Source organism: Eubacterium xylanophilum ATCC 35991, from assembly GCF_000518685.1.
GTDB classification, from domain to species: domain Bacteria; phylum Bacillota; class Clostridia; order Lachnospirales; family Lachnospiraceae; genus Eubacterium_F; species Eubacterium_F xylanophilum.
In genome coordinates, this window is record NZ_JAEB01000025.1 from 20,809 (window position 1) to 37,524 (window position 16,716).

The 16,716-nt window shown below is 39.8% G+C and carries 11 protein-coding genes; 10 read left to right on the top strand and 1 reads right to left on the bottom strand.

Annotation, left to right across the window (positions count from 1 at the left end; all coding sequences use genetic code 11):
- Positions 1-77 precede the first annotated feature (77 nt).
- From L877_RS0105680 to L877_RS0105695, 4 genes are read left to right on the top strand one after another with little or no spacing between them, the layout of a single operon-like run.
- Positions 78-2,009, top strand: a complete 1,932-nt coding sequence (locus L877_RS0105680; protein ID WP_207637235.1) for an ABC-2 transporter permease — start codon at positions 78-80, stop codon at positions 2,007-2,009.
- Positions 2,006-2,698 (top strand): ABC transporter ATP-binding protein, encoded by a 693-nt coding sequence (locus tag L877_RS12355; RefSeq protein WP_051437706.1) that lies wholly within the window; start codon positions 2,006-2,008, stop codon positions 2,696-2,698. The genes L877_RS0105680 and L877_RS12355 overlap by 4 nt, the downstream gene beginning before the upstream one ends.
- 34 nt (positions 2,699-2,732) lie before the next feature.
- Positions 2,733-3,374: a hypothetical protein gene (locus tag L877_RS0105690; RefSeq protein WP_026835261.1), complete on the top strand. Its 642-nt coding sequence runs from the start codon at positions 2,733-2,735 to the stop codon at positions 3,372-3,374.
- A 17-nt stretch (positions 3,375-3,391) separates the two neighbouring features.
- A complete protein-coding gene (locus L877_RS0105695) occupies positions 3,392-5,068 on the top strand; it encodes an ABC transporter permease (RefSeq protein WP_026835262.1) in 1,677 nt (558 codons plus the stop codon).
- A gap of 23 nt (positions 5,069-5,091) precedes the next feature.
- On the opposite strand, the gene L877_RS0105700 is transcribed toward L877_RS0105695, so the two are convergent.
- On the bottom strand, positions 5,092-5,742 hold the full coding sequence (locus tag L877_RS0105700) for a hypothetical protein (RefSeq protein WP_026835263.1): 651 nt from the start codon (positions 5,740-5,742) through the stop codon (positions 5,092-5,094).
- Positions 5,743-5,820: 78 nt separating this feature from the next.
- Between L877_RS0105700 and L877_RS0105705 the strand changes: the two genes are divergently transcribed.
- From L877_RS0105705 to fusA, 6 genes are all read left to right on the top strand, one after another.
- Entirely contained in the window at positions 5,821-6,000 is a 180-nt protein-coding gene (locus tag L877_RS0105705; protein WP_026835264.1) for a hypothetical protein, read from the top strand.
- Positions 6,001-6,363: 363 nt separating this feature from the next.
- Complete coding sequence (locus tag L877_RS14095) at positions 6,364-11,346, top strand: collagen-binding domain-containing protein (protein ID WP_026835265.1); 4,983 nt, start codon at positions 6,364-6,366, stop codon at positions 11,344-11,346.
- Between the two features lie 1,018 nt (positions 11,347-12,364).
- Positions 12,365-13,069 (top strand): CAP domain-containing protein, encoded by a 705-nt coding sequence (locus L877_RS13450; protein WP_051437707.1) that lies wholly within the window; start codon positions 12,365-12,367, stop codon positions 13,067-13,069.
- Positions 13,070-13,324: 255 nt separating this feature from the next.
- On the top strand, positions 13,325-13,744 hold the full coding sequence (gene rpsL, locus L877_RS0105725; RefSeq protein WP_026835266.1) for a 30S ribosomal protein S12: 420 nt from the start codon (positions 13,325-13,327) through the stop codon (positions 13,742-13,744).
- 134 nt (positions 13,745-13,878) lie between these two features.
- A complete protein-coding gene (gene rpsG / locus L877_RS0105730) occupies positions 13,879-14,349 on the top strand; it encodes a 30S ribosomal protein S7 (protein ID WP_026835267.1) in 471 nt (156 codons plus the stop codon).
- Between the two features lie 104 nt (positions 14,350-14,453).
- Positions 14,454-16,574, top strand: coding sequence for an elongation factor G (gene fusA / locus L877_RS0105735; RefSeq protein ID WP_026835268.1), 2,121 nt, complete (start codon positions 14,454-14,456; stop codon positions 16,572-16,574).
- Positions 16,575-16,716 lie beyond the last annotated feature (142 nt).

The following is a 16,716-nucleotide window of genomic DNA, read 5'->3' on the forward strand; positions in this document are numbered from 1 at the left end:
AATACACTGTAAGGTGACTAAGCTATAATGGGTGAATAAACAAATAGAGGGAAAAAATGGAACTGTACAAAATAAATTTGAAGATATTTTTAAAGATTAAAAGCGTCATAATTCCATATATACTTATGATAGGAACATTTATATATATGGGAGTAAAATGCATCAATGCATATTTGCATGACAATACAAACATTGGAACACCGTTGCTCTTTATAGCCGATTTCTCGTTGACATGTGTGATTGCGATGATAGTATTTATGCTGATTTCATATGAATATATGAGAAGGGGAGAAAAATCTAATATTTCAGAAGTTTTCTATAAAACACCAACCTATACGTATAAATATAGAATGCTAGTGCTGTTAAGCTCTTGTGTAGTTTATGCATTAATTAATGTTATTTTATTTTCCATTGCATATATGGTTTTAGGATTCCCGGCAGATATGCGTGAGCAGATACTGTATTTTGTGGCTATAGATGTTTTTTTGATGTCTATAGGAGCAATATCTATAGGATACATGATTTCAAAGGTACGAAACCTATATATTGGTTATGGAATAATTTTTCTGATTGTGATATTATTTACACCGGTATTTGATGATTTTGCCCGTGGATTCTATGCGGAATACGGATTGGATATCTCATTGTTTAGAAAATGGATGCCACTTATAGATCCTAATTATATGGCGTTTCCGGATCCACTGTATGGAACTACGCATGAACCGGTTAGATTCGCTGCACCAGTGTTGCTGATTTGCGTTGCTTCATTTATCTATTGCAAAAAAATACTAAATAAGATTATAAAATTATTAGTTATAGGTATATGTTCACTGTGTAGCATTATTTGTATTTATAATATCGTTGATCAAGGTTCCACACTTAGAGTAAAAGATTTAGGAATGCAATTTAGATTTGCACATGAAGAGGCAGATGAACCTGCACAATTTAAGGTTTCCAACTACGATATGGATTTCAGTATCGGGAAGAGGTTAAAAGCGACAGTTGCAATGGACTTAATTGACACAGATAAAGTAGGAGAAACGTATGATTTTACCCTGTGGGATGGGTATAAGGTTTTGGATGTTAAAGATGAGAGTGGAAAGACTCTTGATTACGAGAGAAATGGATATTATTTAAGTATAAAGTCGCCTAATAAAAAACTGAGCAAAGTGACGATTATTTATGATGGCTATGATAATATTTTTTATTCCAATTCTACGGCATGTTTTTTGCCGGGATTTTTCCCTTATTATCCCAAAGTTGGGAAAAAGACCATTTTAGATAATTCTGGACAATATAATTGCATTGATTCATATAAATCTCACTTCAAGGTGAATGTATCCGGGCTTGATGTTGTGTCAAATGTTCCGGGAAAAGACAATTGCTTTGAGGGTGATTCTTCTAATATTATATTATTGGGAGGGATTTATGAAATAAGAAATGTAGATGGGCGAAAAAGCCTCGGATATCCGCTTAATGGTGCTACAGAGGATTATAAGTATAAATTGGAAAATCTTCTGCCGCCTGAGACTAACGCGTGCAACAACGAAGTGATAAAACTTCTCGGTCTGTCCAAGGAGTATATTCACGAGTATCCGTCTAAGGATAAATTTGTGATTCAGCTACCTAACAGTTTAGGTATGAGCGTAATCAATCAAGATTATTTCTTTGATGATTATGTTTTGATAAATACATCTTCATTCGTTCCTTCGTTTGTTGACAAGGATTTGAAGAATCAGCATGTGGTTGATCTTCCGTATTTCGTACAAAATGCAGCATTTGCATATGTAAAGAATGGAAAAAGAGAATTGACAAACGAGGAATTAGATGGGATATTTGAGGAAATACCTTATGCCGAGTTCTATGATCAGAAAGAGGAGATTAAAAATCTAATCTCGAAACATGGAATATCAAAGGTGCTTCCTGAAATGGTAAAATCTATGAATGACAATGAAGAGATGACTGATTTGGAAATAATTAAAGATGTAATGGAAAGGTTGGAAAAATGATAAACATATATAATATTAGTAAAAGTTTCAAGCGAAGAAATGTATTAAATGATTTGAGTGTTGATTTTGAAAGGGGCTGTTATGGGCTTTTGGGACCAAATGGGGCCGGAAAGACAACACTTATTAGATGCATACTTGGTTTATATAAAACAGATGAGGGGAGTATTAAAGTAGGCGATGATATTCAGATTGGATATCTACCACAGAACTTTGGAATGTTTAATGAATTATCTCTAAAGGACATGATGGAGTACTTTGCTGCATCTAAGAAGATTCCCAAAGATAAGAGAGCAGAGGAGATAGAAAAGGCATTGACTTATGTGAATCTTGCGGACAGAATGAATGATAGAGTATCCCATTTGTCAGGTGGAATGAAGAGAAGAGCTGGTATTGCACAAGCAATCTTGGGAAATCCTGATGTTTTGATTTTTGATGAGCCCACAACTGGACTTGATCCGGAGGAGAGAGCAAGATTCAAAGAAGTAATTAAGAGGTTGCGAGAAGATGGAAAGTGCATTATTATATCAACTCACATTGTTGATGATGTTGAGCATATTTGTGACAAGGTTGTTATTGTCAAGGATGGACATGTATTGATAAACTCAACTGTTGAAGATGTGATTGGTAAGGTTGGGCTTGTGGATGCAACCCTGGAGCAGGGATATCTCGCTCTTTTGAGCAAATTTTAACTAATAAAAGAAATCATTTTGAGAGGTTATATATATGTCGACAACGATAGAGCTTTTTTGGATGAGGGTAAAAAAGAATAAGATTAAAGTTATTTTACCTCTTATATTTCTGTTAGTGATTTTGCCTGTGTTCATCCATGTGATAAATAACTCAGGATTACAGCCGGAGGAAATAGCGGAAAAAGTGAGAACTCAGCTTCATACTTGGATAATGGTACTAGCCGGATGGTGGAGTGCTTGCGTTTTTGGGGACTTTTTTGATCAGAGCGGCAACGAACTAATATATCTTGTCAATAAAAAGAAGGATATTATAATCAACCATGTTTTGGCTGCGGTTATCTATAGTGTAGTTGTATCCCTGCTTTTTGTTGTATATAGTCATATGACTGAGCTGGACTATGGAACACTTGTTAATCTCTTGGCTGAGGGAGTGTTTATTGATGGCGTGGCTATTATGCTATCTTTTGCACTTCAGGGGATTGGTCCCGCGTTAATGATTTCTGTTGCATATAGTTTTTTGACTAATGTTCTTGATACAATGGGACAATTTAAGATTATTTCTGTATCTCCTAGAACCGCATATGATTATAAATTGGCAGCAATTGCAACTGCAATTGGAATAATTTTGTCTGCTATTGGAGTAAAGCTCTCCCAAGATAAGAGAGAATATTATTAAAATATTTGGAGGAAGTCATGACAATATTAAGTAAAACTGCGAAATTATACTTAAAGGGAAAGGATACATTTATCTCGGCTCTAGTGGAATATGCAGCTGTGATGCTTGTTTTGATAATAAATGTTTACTCGATTTATAATGGAGAGGGTGGTAGTAATCAGCCATACTTTGTTCTAATATATACTTATTATTCTAATTTAATAATAATACTATTTAGCCTAATAAAGTCAGTATTATTTTTTAGAAAAGGAAAAAGATCAAATCTCGATGAAGTTTTAGGTAAAAGTGCATATAAAATTAATCTAGCGAAGTTTATAGTGCTATTCATCAACTTGATTATTTTGGCAATATCGATTGGAGTGACAGAGGGCTTGGCTATGAAAGCGCTCGGTGCAACGAATTCCATGTACGGATACTTGCTTATGAAAGTTCTTGTTGAGATAGTTTTGGTTGGACTTACCTTGATTTTTGTAGGATTTGCTTTATCACAAATCCCCAATGTATTCGCGTCCTATGGTTTGTGCTTGGTGATGATATATCTGGCAAGTAACGCCAGCAGAATAAGTGTTTTTGAGGCGAGACAGAAAATGGGATTCTTGCCATTTATGGAACTATTTTCGCTTATGACACCACAGAATGTTGAGGGTTATAGCCTGCTTTACGGCATGCAAGTTGAATCTACAAGAGTATATGGTATGCTATTTGTCATAGCGCTCTGTGCATTGACAATTATTATAGTAAAATATTTCGCAAATATAAAAAAACTAATGGTGTTTGCGCTTTCGATTGCATGTATTATGATTCTTTTTGCGTTGAAGGCAATTAATATAGGAAGTATGTATAGACCGCTCAGTGCTACATTGGCAGAATGCTATTGCAGTGATGAGGAGGATGCAAAGTTAGACCAAGATGAAGCGAGGACAAATAAGGGATTTAATGTTGAACCAACAGATTATAGGGTGACAGCTTATAATATGAAATTTCACATTGACAATGAGCTTACCGCTTCTGTGAATATGAGAATAGAGAATCGTGGTGTACCGGACGAATATGTTTTTGGCCTGTTTGGAGGCTATGAAATATCGAGTTTGACCGGAAGTGCAGGAGAAAAACTTGATTATACTAAGGAAGGAAATGTGATAAAAATACACAATTCCTCTGGAAAGAATATAGATGAGATAACCATAAAATACCATGGAAAGAGCTACAGGTGCTGGACCAATTCCAAGTCAGTTTTTCTACCGGGATATTTTTCTTATTATCCGAGACCAGTAGATTTGGAGAAAACCGAAGATTTTTCCTGTGGGGCCTATCTTGATTGCAACAAAGCAGACTATGACGTCATGATTGATGGCGTAAAAACCTATAGTAATCTCAGAGAAACCGGTGGTCACTTTGTTGGAAATAGTGCCAATGTGTTCTTCTTGGGTGGCGAATGCGAGAAGAGAAGCGTTGAAGGCCATGATTATATTGTTCCGACTTTGTTGGTTGACAAAAAGTACTCAGCTCTTAAAGCTTTCTCGGATGTTGATGAAATGAAAGCCAAGCAGAATGCTGATGATAAGCTGACAGAGAAGCTTCAAGCAAATCGCTCTAATAAGATGATTGTTGATAGAAGTTTATTTGTTGAAGATATTAAAAATGGAGATCCAAGGTTCAATGCATATGAATCGTATGACTATATAGTTTACTAATTATATTGAAAGAGCACAACCTATTACCCAAGGTTGTGCTCTTTGATATTTCTGTAATACCAGAACGGTAAATCTTTGTCTGTCTTATCATGAACCATCTCTATATCATATTTGGTCTGATACTTATAGGTATCTGAACCTGATATATGGGCCCCTTCCGAGTTGAGTAAGTATGTTATATACTCAATTGAGGATTGAAACTTAATCACAGATTCATTTGAGTTGTCTGTGTAACCTATAATCTCAGTTTGATGAACCTTGATATCTTTGAAAAGACGCTTTACTTTATCATTCTTATCCGTCGCCAGATTGTCCTTAAGCTGTTCGTTGATTCTGAACATTGTGGCATCGTTAATTTCCTTGATGCCCTCGCTCCAAGCGTGAAGAAATACTGAAATGATTGTTGAAGCATTACCTCTAGCTTCGTCGCATCCAAAATCCCCATAGTTATCCGTTATTTTTGGGAGTAATTCTGCAGTTCTGGCCAATACTTGCTTTGGTTTGCCCGACAGCTCTTTGCGCATAGAATCAGATATTTGGTAAAAATTATCTGTTCCGAAAACAGCCTTGCTTGATTGCTTTGTTCTCTTTGATATCCTTAAGTATGCATATATGATTGAACCGATTGAGGCCAATACGCATATCGCGATTATAATTGGACCTATACTAGCCATAGCGTCCTCCTTTGTGGTAAAATGTTTATGAATAAAGTATATCGTATTGGCGGAATATTTTCAAGGAGGTTTTGCATTGTGGATAGATTTGATGAAATGTATGATATGAATAGGGATGGGGAGTTAGATGAAAGAGAAGAGGTCTTTGCGGAATTTGAGAGATTGGACGAATTTGATAGACTTTATCGCGACAAGGAAAAGACGCTGGAGGAAGAACTGGATGACTTTCTTGATGATGATATGGACGATGATTTCTAACATGTCGACAGGTTGCAAAGAGTTTCTTCCTATATATAATATGTGGGACTGTGAAATGTGTTACAGAAGTATTAACGTAAATTAATACAATTGTCACGATAACGTTTTCGGAAAATTTATACTTTTTTTATAATTGTCTCAAAAACCAACTCTCGGAAGCGCGTATTTTCGGGGGTTATAACTAATTGGTTATGTCGATATAAGCAAAAACATATGGGAAATTGTTTATTTTCTATTGACTTGTCTGAATATCTTATGTATAATTCAAACTGTTTTGAGGGGCAGTGTTATCAAAACTGAAGAAAGTGTATGGAAGTGGAATATTTCCAAATAATTTACTTACCGAGAAAGGAAGAGAAGAAAATGTTTAGTAACATTGGAAAGAAGGCACAGTCAATCATTCTCATGGTTGCTATGCTTGCATCGGTTGTAGGAACAAACAGCTTTGTAACATCAGATGCAAACGCAGCAGAGAAAAGCGGGGAAAAATATCCTTATGATTATTCTATCGAAAATTTCCTATCAGATTATCAGTACGTGGCAAAATCAAATTTAACAGCTAACAGTCATACTGTTGGTAGTATCGCTGCAGGTGGAGATGTATCAATGTCCACTGGTGGTGAGGCAATGACGATGCCAATGTACATGGGAAACATCAAGAAAATTGTGGATATAAACGCTACAAAGTATGAAGGTGTTCCAAAAGATAGCATTAGTAATAAAATTTATTTTGATTCTGCAGAAGAGGGATCATATCCTTCATATCTCACAGATAGAATTACATTCCAGAAGAATCAGTATATCGATATGGATGCGGCATTCACTGCTATCGCTTCACAGTCAAGTGCTTTGGCTGGCGCGGCTAGTACACAGGCTGCATATATCTCTGGATATGATTGGTGTGGAAATCAATATATCAATGTGGATTTTTCGGAATCTAAGAATGTAAAGATTCCGGCAAATCTACTAAGCAAAACTAAAGTAAATATAATCAATATTGTCGGAGTGAAAGACGTAAAAGATTTCTCAGGTAATGAGTACTCAATCTCATTTACAGGAATTGATGACAATTCAGTATTTATGTCATACAATAATTCCACAAATTCTGCATATACATATAACGTTAATTTTGTGATGAATTATTGTTCGCTTGAAAATGTATTTATGAATAAGTTGGATGAGTGTTATGCCGGAGGCCAGTTCTGCAACGCAGGATTGAAACTCATCACAAACTTCCCGGATGCAAAGGACGAAATCAAAACTGAGTATCAGGCGGGTCATCTTGTTGCTCCAAAGGCATCAGTTGATGTATCCGGCGGTAGATTTGAGGGTGGCGTAATTGCAGCTGATATCACATCAGGTGCTGAGGGACACTTCTATCCATACTATCCGGTTGGAACTGATAGAAAGATAAATAGTCCGACAGCAAAGCCAACTGTAAAGCCAACAGTTGCACCAACAGCAAAGCCAACCGTAAAGCCAACAGTTGCACCAACTGCGAAGCCAACTGTAAAGCCAACAGTTGCACCAACTGTGGCTCCAACTGTAAAGCCAACGGTAGCTCCAACGGCTGCACCAAAGAAAATTGTTAAAGTTGATCTTAACAGCGACAACGTATATGTAGGTGAGACTCTTACAGCGGTTTCAGTTACAGATGCAGATGCAAAGAACGTTGTTATTAATGATAAGAACATGACACTTCAGTGGCAGGTATATGACAAGGCTGCAAAGAAGTGGAATAATATTGCAGGAGCAACAACAGCAAGCCTTGTAACAAAGGATGCTTATGAAGGAAAGACAGTTCGCATTGTAGTAAAAGGAATCAATGCATATACAGGAACAGCAACAGATGAAGCAGTTGTAAGATGTTTGACACCGGTACAGAAGGATGCAACACCTACAACAATTACAATCAAGTCTGAGCCTGGTTATGAATATGAATTGCTCGATAAGGACGGCAAGGTAGTTAAGCCATGGACACCAGCGACATCAGAGGCGTTGGAGTTTGACGGACTTACACCTGACACAGAGTATACAGCAGTTAAACGTGTAGTGGACGAGCCAAAGACAGAGAGTAAACCTGGAAAGGTTAGCACAGCTGCTGCCAAGGAAATCGTAGAGCTTCAACTTGATAGCGATAATGTATACGTAGGCGACAAGCTTACAGCAGTTGTTGTTAAGGACAATAACGGTGATGTTGTTGCCAAAACTCCTGAGAATGTAAAATTCCAGTGGCAGGTATTTGTAGAAGATTTCAAGACTTGGATCAATATAGAAGGTGAGACAGCGGAATATTTTACTCCTTCATCATTATTTGAGGCGAAAAATGTTCGCTGTGTGGTAACAGGAATCAACAACTACACGGGAACAGCAACAGATGATGCAATCGTTAGATGCTTGCAGCCAACACAGAAGGATGCAACACCTACTACAATCACAATTGATGCTGAGCCTGGATTTGAGTATGAGTTGATTGACAAGGACGGCAAAGTAGTTAAGCCATGGACACCTGCAACCGGAATGGAGCTTGTGTTTGATGGACTCACACCGGATACAGAATACAAGGCAGTTAAGCGCAAGGTAAATGTTCCGGAGACAGAGAGCAAACCAAGTGTTGTCAAGACAGCTAAAGCTAAGAAAGTAGTTGAACTTCAGCTTGACAGCGACAATGTATATGTAGGTGACAAGCTTACAGCAGTAGTTGTAAATGATGACAATGGTGATGTTGTACCTCAGACAGCGAAGAATGTAAAATTTGCTTGGCAGGTATACAATGACAATACAAAGAAGTGGGAAGACCTTGGAGTAAATGTAAATAATCTCACAACTACAGACAAACTTGAGGGAAAGACAGTTCGTTGTGTAGTGACAGGAATTAACGATTACACAGGAACAGCAACAGATGATGCGGTTGTAAGATGTGTGACTCCGGTTCAGAAGAGTGGAACACCAACAACAGTTACAATCGATGCTGAGCCAGGATTTGAATATGAGTTGCTTGACAAAGATGGCAAAGTAGTTAAGCCATGGACACCTGCAACAGCAGAGGCATTGACATTTGATGGTCTTACACCTGATACTGAGTACAAGACTGTTAAGCGCGTGCCTAATAAACCGGCTACAGAGAGTAAGCCTGGAACTGCTAAGACAGATAAAGCACCAGTGCCAACGGTAGCACCAACAGTAGCGCCAACAGCTGCACCAACAGTAGCGCCAACTGCAGCGCCAACAGCTGCACCAACAGTTAAGCCAACTGCAGCGCCAACAGCTGCACCAACAGCTAAGCCAACTGCAGCGCCTACACCAGCTCCTAAGAAGGAAGTTGTAGAGCTTCAGCTTGACAAAGAGAGCGCATATGTGGGCGATACATTTACAGCGATTGTTGTAAAGGATAACAACGGAGATAATGTAGTAATAAATGATACCAATGTAGAGTTCCAGTGGAAAGTTTACATTGATGAATACAAAGCATGGGTAGACCTTCCTGGTCAGACAGGTGTTAAGCTTGTAGCGACAGACAACTTGGAAGGCAAGACAGTTCGTTGCGTGGTAACAGGAATCAACAATTACACAGGAACAGCAACAGATGACGCTGTTGTTAAGTGTGTTACTCCTGTGCAGGAAGAAGCAACACCGGTAGCGGTTACAATTGATGCTGAGCCTGGATTTGAGTATCAGTTGCTCGATGAAGATGGAAATGTGGTTAAGCCATGGACACCAGCAACAGCAGAAGCATTGACATTCGACGGCCTTACACCGGATACAGAGTATCAGGTAGTTAAGCGCGTACCTAATAAGCCAGAGACAGAGAGTAAGCCTGGAACTGTTAAGACAGACAAGGCGCCGGAGCCAACAGTAGCTCCAACAGTAGCGCCAACAGCTGCGCCTACAGTTGCACCTACAGCAGCTCCTACAGCAGCGCCAACAGTTGCCCCAACAGCAGAGCCTACAGTTGCACCAACGGTAGCGCCAACAGCGGAGCCAACAAAAGCTCCTGAGGTTGTTAGAATTAGATTAGACCTTGATGATGTTTATATTGGATCTCCGGTAACAGTAAAGGTTGTCAATGATGGCGACGGAAATCCTATGGATATAAATGGAGATAATGTAGAGTATCAGTGGCAGGCGTACAACGATGCAACAGGTCAGTGGACAAACATCCCTGGTGCCACAGGAATAACATATGTTCCAACAGATGCTGTTGAAGCCAAGACAATTAGATGTCAGGTAAATGGTACTAATGGATATACGGGAACAGCAACAGACGATGTAATCGTTCATGCTCTTCCACCAATTGAATATTACTCAGAGCCAACAAGCATTACAATTCAGGGTGACTATGGATTCGAGTATGAGCTTCGCACTCCGGATGGAAAAGTTGTTGTGCCTTGGGTTAAGCCTGAGATTAAGGGTGGAATGCCTTCAGGTACTGTAACATTCGAGGGACTTGATCCTGAGACATCATATATCGCAGTTAAACGCGGTGAGGCAGCTCCTAAGACAGAGAGTAAGCCAACTGCTCTTGCGACAAAGAAGAATGAGACAGCAGCTCCAACAGCTGCACCAACGGTAGCTCCTACAGCAGCACCTACAGGTGATCCGGTTGTGGATGTACTTGCAACACCTGGTGCTAATAATGCTACAAGCAGTGACGTGGATCAGCTTGCAACTGCAACACCGTCTGCAGATGAGTCTGCAACCCCAGCAGTGGACGCCACATCAACTCCTTCACCAGAGGAGCAGGCCAAAGCTGATAAAGCCAACTTCAAGAAAGTTGAGCTCAATATCCCTACAATCGTTATGAAGAAGATCATGGGACATAAGATGAAGTTCAAGATCAAGCTTCTTAACAAGAAGGGTGCTAAGGTTAGATGTGCATCTTCAAACAAGAAGATTGCCACAATCAGCAAGAGTGGTCTTGTTAAGTCTAAGAAGAAGAATGGTAAATGCAAGCTCGTAATCAACATGGTTAAGGGCAAGTGGAAAATGCAGTACATTGTTAACCTTGTTGTAAGAAAGAGCTGCAAGAAGAACTACAGCCTTTACAAGTATAAGTCAAAGTATAAGCACACAAGTGTGGCACTTTATAAGTTGCTTCCAAAGGGCAAGGTTTATAGAATTAGATTTAAGCATGTCAACAAGACTGCTAAGAAGACGTTTATTTCGACGAAGAAGAAGTTTGCGACAGTAACAAAGAAGGGTAAGGTTGTACCACATAAAAATGGTCGTACAGACGTAACTGCTATCATCAAGCAGAACGGCGTAACTTACAAGTATTTCGTTGTTGTCAGAGTAACAGAAAAGGGCGTAGAGTCCAACACTTCTTATTTGAAAGTTATAAAATAATGTAATACCCTACGGGGGGCTGTCGCACTAAGACAGTCTAAAAACAGGAAGAGTCCAACCGACTCGAGACGCAATGCATGCGCATTGAAGTCTCTCTCTGGTTGGCCTCTTCCTGTTTTTTTTCGGAATCGCATAGCGCTGGTCTTACTCCCTGTGGTCGTAAGACATTAGCAGGAAAAATTCTTAAGCCAGGGAAGCATGATTCTTGGAAGTTGATTTTTCCGTACTTGTTTGGAGGTGATGGGTTTGCGTTCAGCATTTTGGGGTAAAAGTACGGCTAGATATCTTGATTATGCGAGTTTTTCCGTACTTACCGGCAATTGAGAATTTTGCGTTCAGAGTTTTTGGGGGGAAGTACGGCTAGATTTCCTGATTTCGTGTTTTTTTCCGTACTCGTCGTGGATTGAGAGGTTTGTGTTTGACGTATTTGGGGGAGAGTACGGCAAGATTTGAGAATTTTGAGAATTTTTCCGTAATATCTTAAAAGAGCTCGTGACAAGCTTCAGTGCTTGACCTGAGAGTACGGCAAAATTCTAGAATTTTGAATAAATTTCCGTAATATCTTAAAAGAGGTCGTGACAAGCGTTAGTGCATGACCTGAAAGTACGGCAAGATTCTTGGTTTCTCGAGATATTGCCGTACTGACCCCCATCCCCGCGAAAAACGATTTTCAAGAAATCATCCGTATGTGACGGGAATCGCATTCTGCTGGTCTTACTCCCTGCGGTCGTAAGACAATTTATCGGAATCGCATAGCGCTGATCTTACTCCCTGTGGTCGTAAGACATTAGCAGGATATGCAATTTAGAAGATATCTGACAAAAGGTGCTGCCAATGTTCTTGCAGAAAGTACTTTGCTAGCAATAGCTCGAAATATAAATAAGCTTAATAACAAAAAATATTAATAAAATCTCCATAGTTTAGACATAAAAATGTTCCTCTCGACTTGTCTTGTCAATCCCCCCGATTCTGTGGTATAATATTATTACTATAAACTTGCAAAGGAGTGTGAAGAAATATGAAAAAAAGGATTTTTTTATGTGTCATTATGATCGCTGCACTTCTTGTGAATATGATCGCATTTTCGCCAAAAGTCGGAGCTAAGAAACTCAAGCTCAGCAGATCCAAACTAACTCTCAAAGTCGGCAAAACTTATAAATTGAAGCTTGCTGGCAAGAAAAAAGTGACATGGGTGAGTAGCAATAACCGAGTAAAGGTTAGTAAAAAGGGCGTAGTTACAGCTAAGAAAGCTGGGAATGCCAAAGTTATTGCCATATATAAGGGAAGAGCATATACGTGCAAGGTAAAGGTTCTCGCAAGCGGTGGTGCCACCAGTGCCAAGTCCATGAGCGCGGCAAAAGCGGTACTGAACATTGTCAACGATGAGCGAAGCAAAGTTGGAGCCAAGACTCTGAAACTTGATTCCAAACTCTGCGAGCTGGCCATGAAACGTGCCAAAGAGCTGACCAATGTATTCTCCCACACTCGTCCAAATGGAAGAAGTTGCTTCACCATGTTGAAAGAAAACAAGGTGACCTATAGGATAGCCGCAGAGAATATTGCCGCCGGTCAACCGACGCCAAAACGTGTTATGGATGGATTTATGGCCTCTCCAGGTCACAAGAAAAATATTCTGCACAAGTCTTTCAGAAAAGTCGGAATTGCGTGTTATGAGTCCAATGGAGGTTATGGGTTCTATTGGGTGCAGATTTTTACAAATTAAGTATGAAGTATGGAAAAGCCGTTGCTGGCGAGATGAATTGTCGGCGATGGCTTTTTTTGGAAACGCATATTGCTGGTCTTACAAGCTTTGCTTGTAAGACAATTTTTGCGTAGAAAAATGTAAAATATTCCGAAAAAAATTTGACAAAATTGAAAAATCGTGATATTCTTATATAGCATGCGTAAATGTATGCAAAATCGACGTCGGAATATTTTTCCGCGTTAAAAAATTTTAAAAAGAAAGAGGTGAAAATTAATGCCAACTTTTAACCAATTAGTAAAGCAGGGTAGAAAATCGGTTGCCAAGAAGTCTAATTCTCCAGCCCTTCAGTACACCTACAACTCATTGAAGAAGAAGTCTAACGAGAATCCTTCTCCACAGAAGAGAGGAGTTTGTACTGTTGTTCGTACTGCTACACCTAAGAAGCCTAACTCAGCACTTCGTAAGATTGCCAGAGTTCGTCTTTCTAATGGTATCGAGGTAACAAGTTATATTCCAGGTGAGGGACATAACCTTCAGGAGCATAGCGTTGTTATGATTCGTGGAGGAAGAGTAAAAGACCTTCCAGGTACACGTTATCATATCATCCGTGGAACACTTGATACTGCTGGTGTTGCTGATAGAAAGCAGGCTCGCTCCAAGTATGGTGCGAAGAGACCAAAGGCAAGCAAGTAATTGATTGCTGAACTAATTTAAGAAAGTGCCGGATTAATTTTTGCTTAAGAGATATATGCAAGATTTAAGCTGGTGCGGACACACAAGTATGTGAGTACCTGTGAATTAATAATTTTATTAAGGAGGGAAGTAACGTGCCACGTAAAGGACATATTGCTAAGAGAGATGTACTGGCAGATCCAGTATATAAGAACAAAGTCGTTACAAAGCTTATCAACAACATCATGTTGGATGGTAAGAAAGGTACAGCCCAGAAGATAGTGTACGGTGCATTTGAGGAAGTTGCTGAGAAGACAGGAAAGGATGCACTTGAGGTATTTGAAGAAGCTATGAACAACGTTATGCCAGAACTTGAGGTTAAGGCAAGACGTATCGGTGGATCAACATACCAGGTACCTATGGAGGTAAGACCTGATCGTAGACAGGCTTTGGCACTTCGTTGGTTGACTCTTTATTCTCGCGCTAGAGCTGAGAAGACAATGAAAGAGAGACTTGCTAACGAGATTATGGATGCGGCTAACAATACAGGTGCATCTGTAAAGAAGAAAGAAGATATGCACAAGATGGCAGAGGCAAACAAGGCTTTCGCACACTATCGTTGGTAAGATGCGAAGGAGGCTGGCTCGCGGAATATTTTTCAGAGCTTGCAACCTTGATTGCATAGTCATTTGGACAGATTATATTATTTTTATTTAAGGAGGATACAGTTTTGGCTGGAAGAGAGTACCCACTTGAGCGTACCAGAAATATTGGTATTATGGCTCATATCGATGCTGGTAAGACAACGCTTACAGAGCGTATCTTATACTATACTGGTGTTAACTATAAAATTGGTGAGACTCATGATGGAGCTTCTACAATGGACTGGATGGAGCAGGAGCAGGAAAGAGGTATTACTATCACTTCTGCTGCTACAACATGTCACTGGACATTGGAAGATCATCATAAGGCAAAAGCTGGAGCTCAGGAGCACCGCATCAATATTATCGACACTCCAGGACACGTAGACTTCACTGTTGAGGTTGAGCGTTCACTCCGTGTACTTGACGGAGCTGTAGGTGTGTTTGATGCTAAGGCTGGTGTTGAGCCTCAGTCTGAGAATGTTTGGCGTCAGGCTGATACATACAATGTACCAAGAATGGCATTCATCAATAAGATGGATAAGATGGGAGCAGACTTCTTCATGTCTGTTCAGACAATTATTGACCGTTTGGGCAAAAATGCTATTCCTGTTCAGATTCCAATCGGTAAGGAAGATGACTTCATCGGACTTGTTGATTTGTTTGAGATGGAGGCATACTATTATAAAGATGACAAGGGCGAGGATATCGAGATTACAGAGATCCCTGCTGACTTGAAGGATTTGGCTGACGAGTGGCATGAAAACCTCATTGAGAAGATCTGTGAGTTGGATGACGACTTGATGATGCAGTATCTTGAAGGTGAGGAGCCAAGCGTTGACGATCTTAAGGCAGTACTTCGTAAAGGAACAATCGCATGTGAGGCTGTTCCTGTATACTGCGGATCTGCTTACAAGAATAAGGGTGTTCAGAAGTTGCTTGATGGTGTAATAGAGTACATGCCAGCACCAACTGACATTCCTGATATCACAGGTGTTGATGAGGATGGAAATGAAGTAACTCGTAAGTCTTCAGATGATGAGCCATTCTCAGCACTTGCATTTAAGATTATGGCTGACCCATTTGTAGGTAAGTTGGCATTCTTCCGTGTTTATTCCGGAACATTGAACTCAGGTTCATATGTGCTTAATGCTACAAAGGGCAAGAAAGAGCGTGTTGGACGTATCGTACAGATGCATGCTAACAAGCGTAATGAGATAGATAAGGTATATTCAGGAGATATCGCTGCTGCAGTAGGATTTAAGCTTACTACAACAGGTGATACAATCTGCGACGAGCAGCATCCTGTTATCCTTGAGTCAATGGAATTCCCTGAGCCAGTTATCGAGCTCGCTATCGAGCCTAAGACAAAGAATGACCAGGGTAAGATGGGAGAGGCTCTTGCAAAACTTGCAGAAGAGGATCCTACATTCCGTGCTCATACAGATACAGAGACTGGACAGACAATCATCGCCGGAATGGGCGAGCTCCACTTGGAAGTAATCGTAGATCGTTTGCTTCGTGAGTTCAACGTAGATGCTAACGTAGGTGCACCTCAGGTTGCTTACAAAGAGACATTTACTAAGGCTGTTGATATCGATAGCAAGTATGCTAAGCAGTCAGGTGGACGTGGTCAGTATGGTCACTGTAAAGTTAAATTCACACCAATGGATCCTAATGGTGAGGAGACATTCAAGTTTGAGTCAACAGTAGTTGGTGGAGCTATTCCTAAGGAATACATCCCAGCTGTTGGTGAAGGTATCGAGGAAGCAGCAGCTGCTGGTATCCTTGGTGGATATCCTGTACTTGGTGTACATGCTAACGTATGGGATGGTTCATACCATGAAGTAGACTCAAGTGAGATGGCATTCCACATTGCTGGTTCTATGGCATTCAAGGATGCTATGAAGCAGGGTGATCCAGTACTTCTTGAGCCTATCATGAAGGTTGAGGTAACAATGCCAGAAGAGTACATGGGTGACGTTATCGGAAGCTTGAACGCTAAGCGTGGACAGATCGAAGGAATGGATGATATCGGAGGCGGTAAGATTGTACGTGCTTACGTACCACTTGCTGAGATGTTCGGTTATTCTACAGAGCTTCGTTCATCTACTCAGGGACGTGGAAACTACTCTATGTTCTTCGAGAGATATGACAAGTGTCCTAAGAATGTTCAGGACAAAGTTCTTTCTGCAAAGAACGGAAACTAATTTGGTAATTCATTCTGCAAAGAATTGAAAATATCAGAACATTTTACTACTAAATGAGTAAAATGTAGTGACTTTTAGTATTTGGGATTGATTTTTTTGAAAAAATCTCATATAATAAAGTCATGTCGTTAATTCGTGAGAT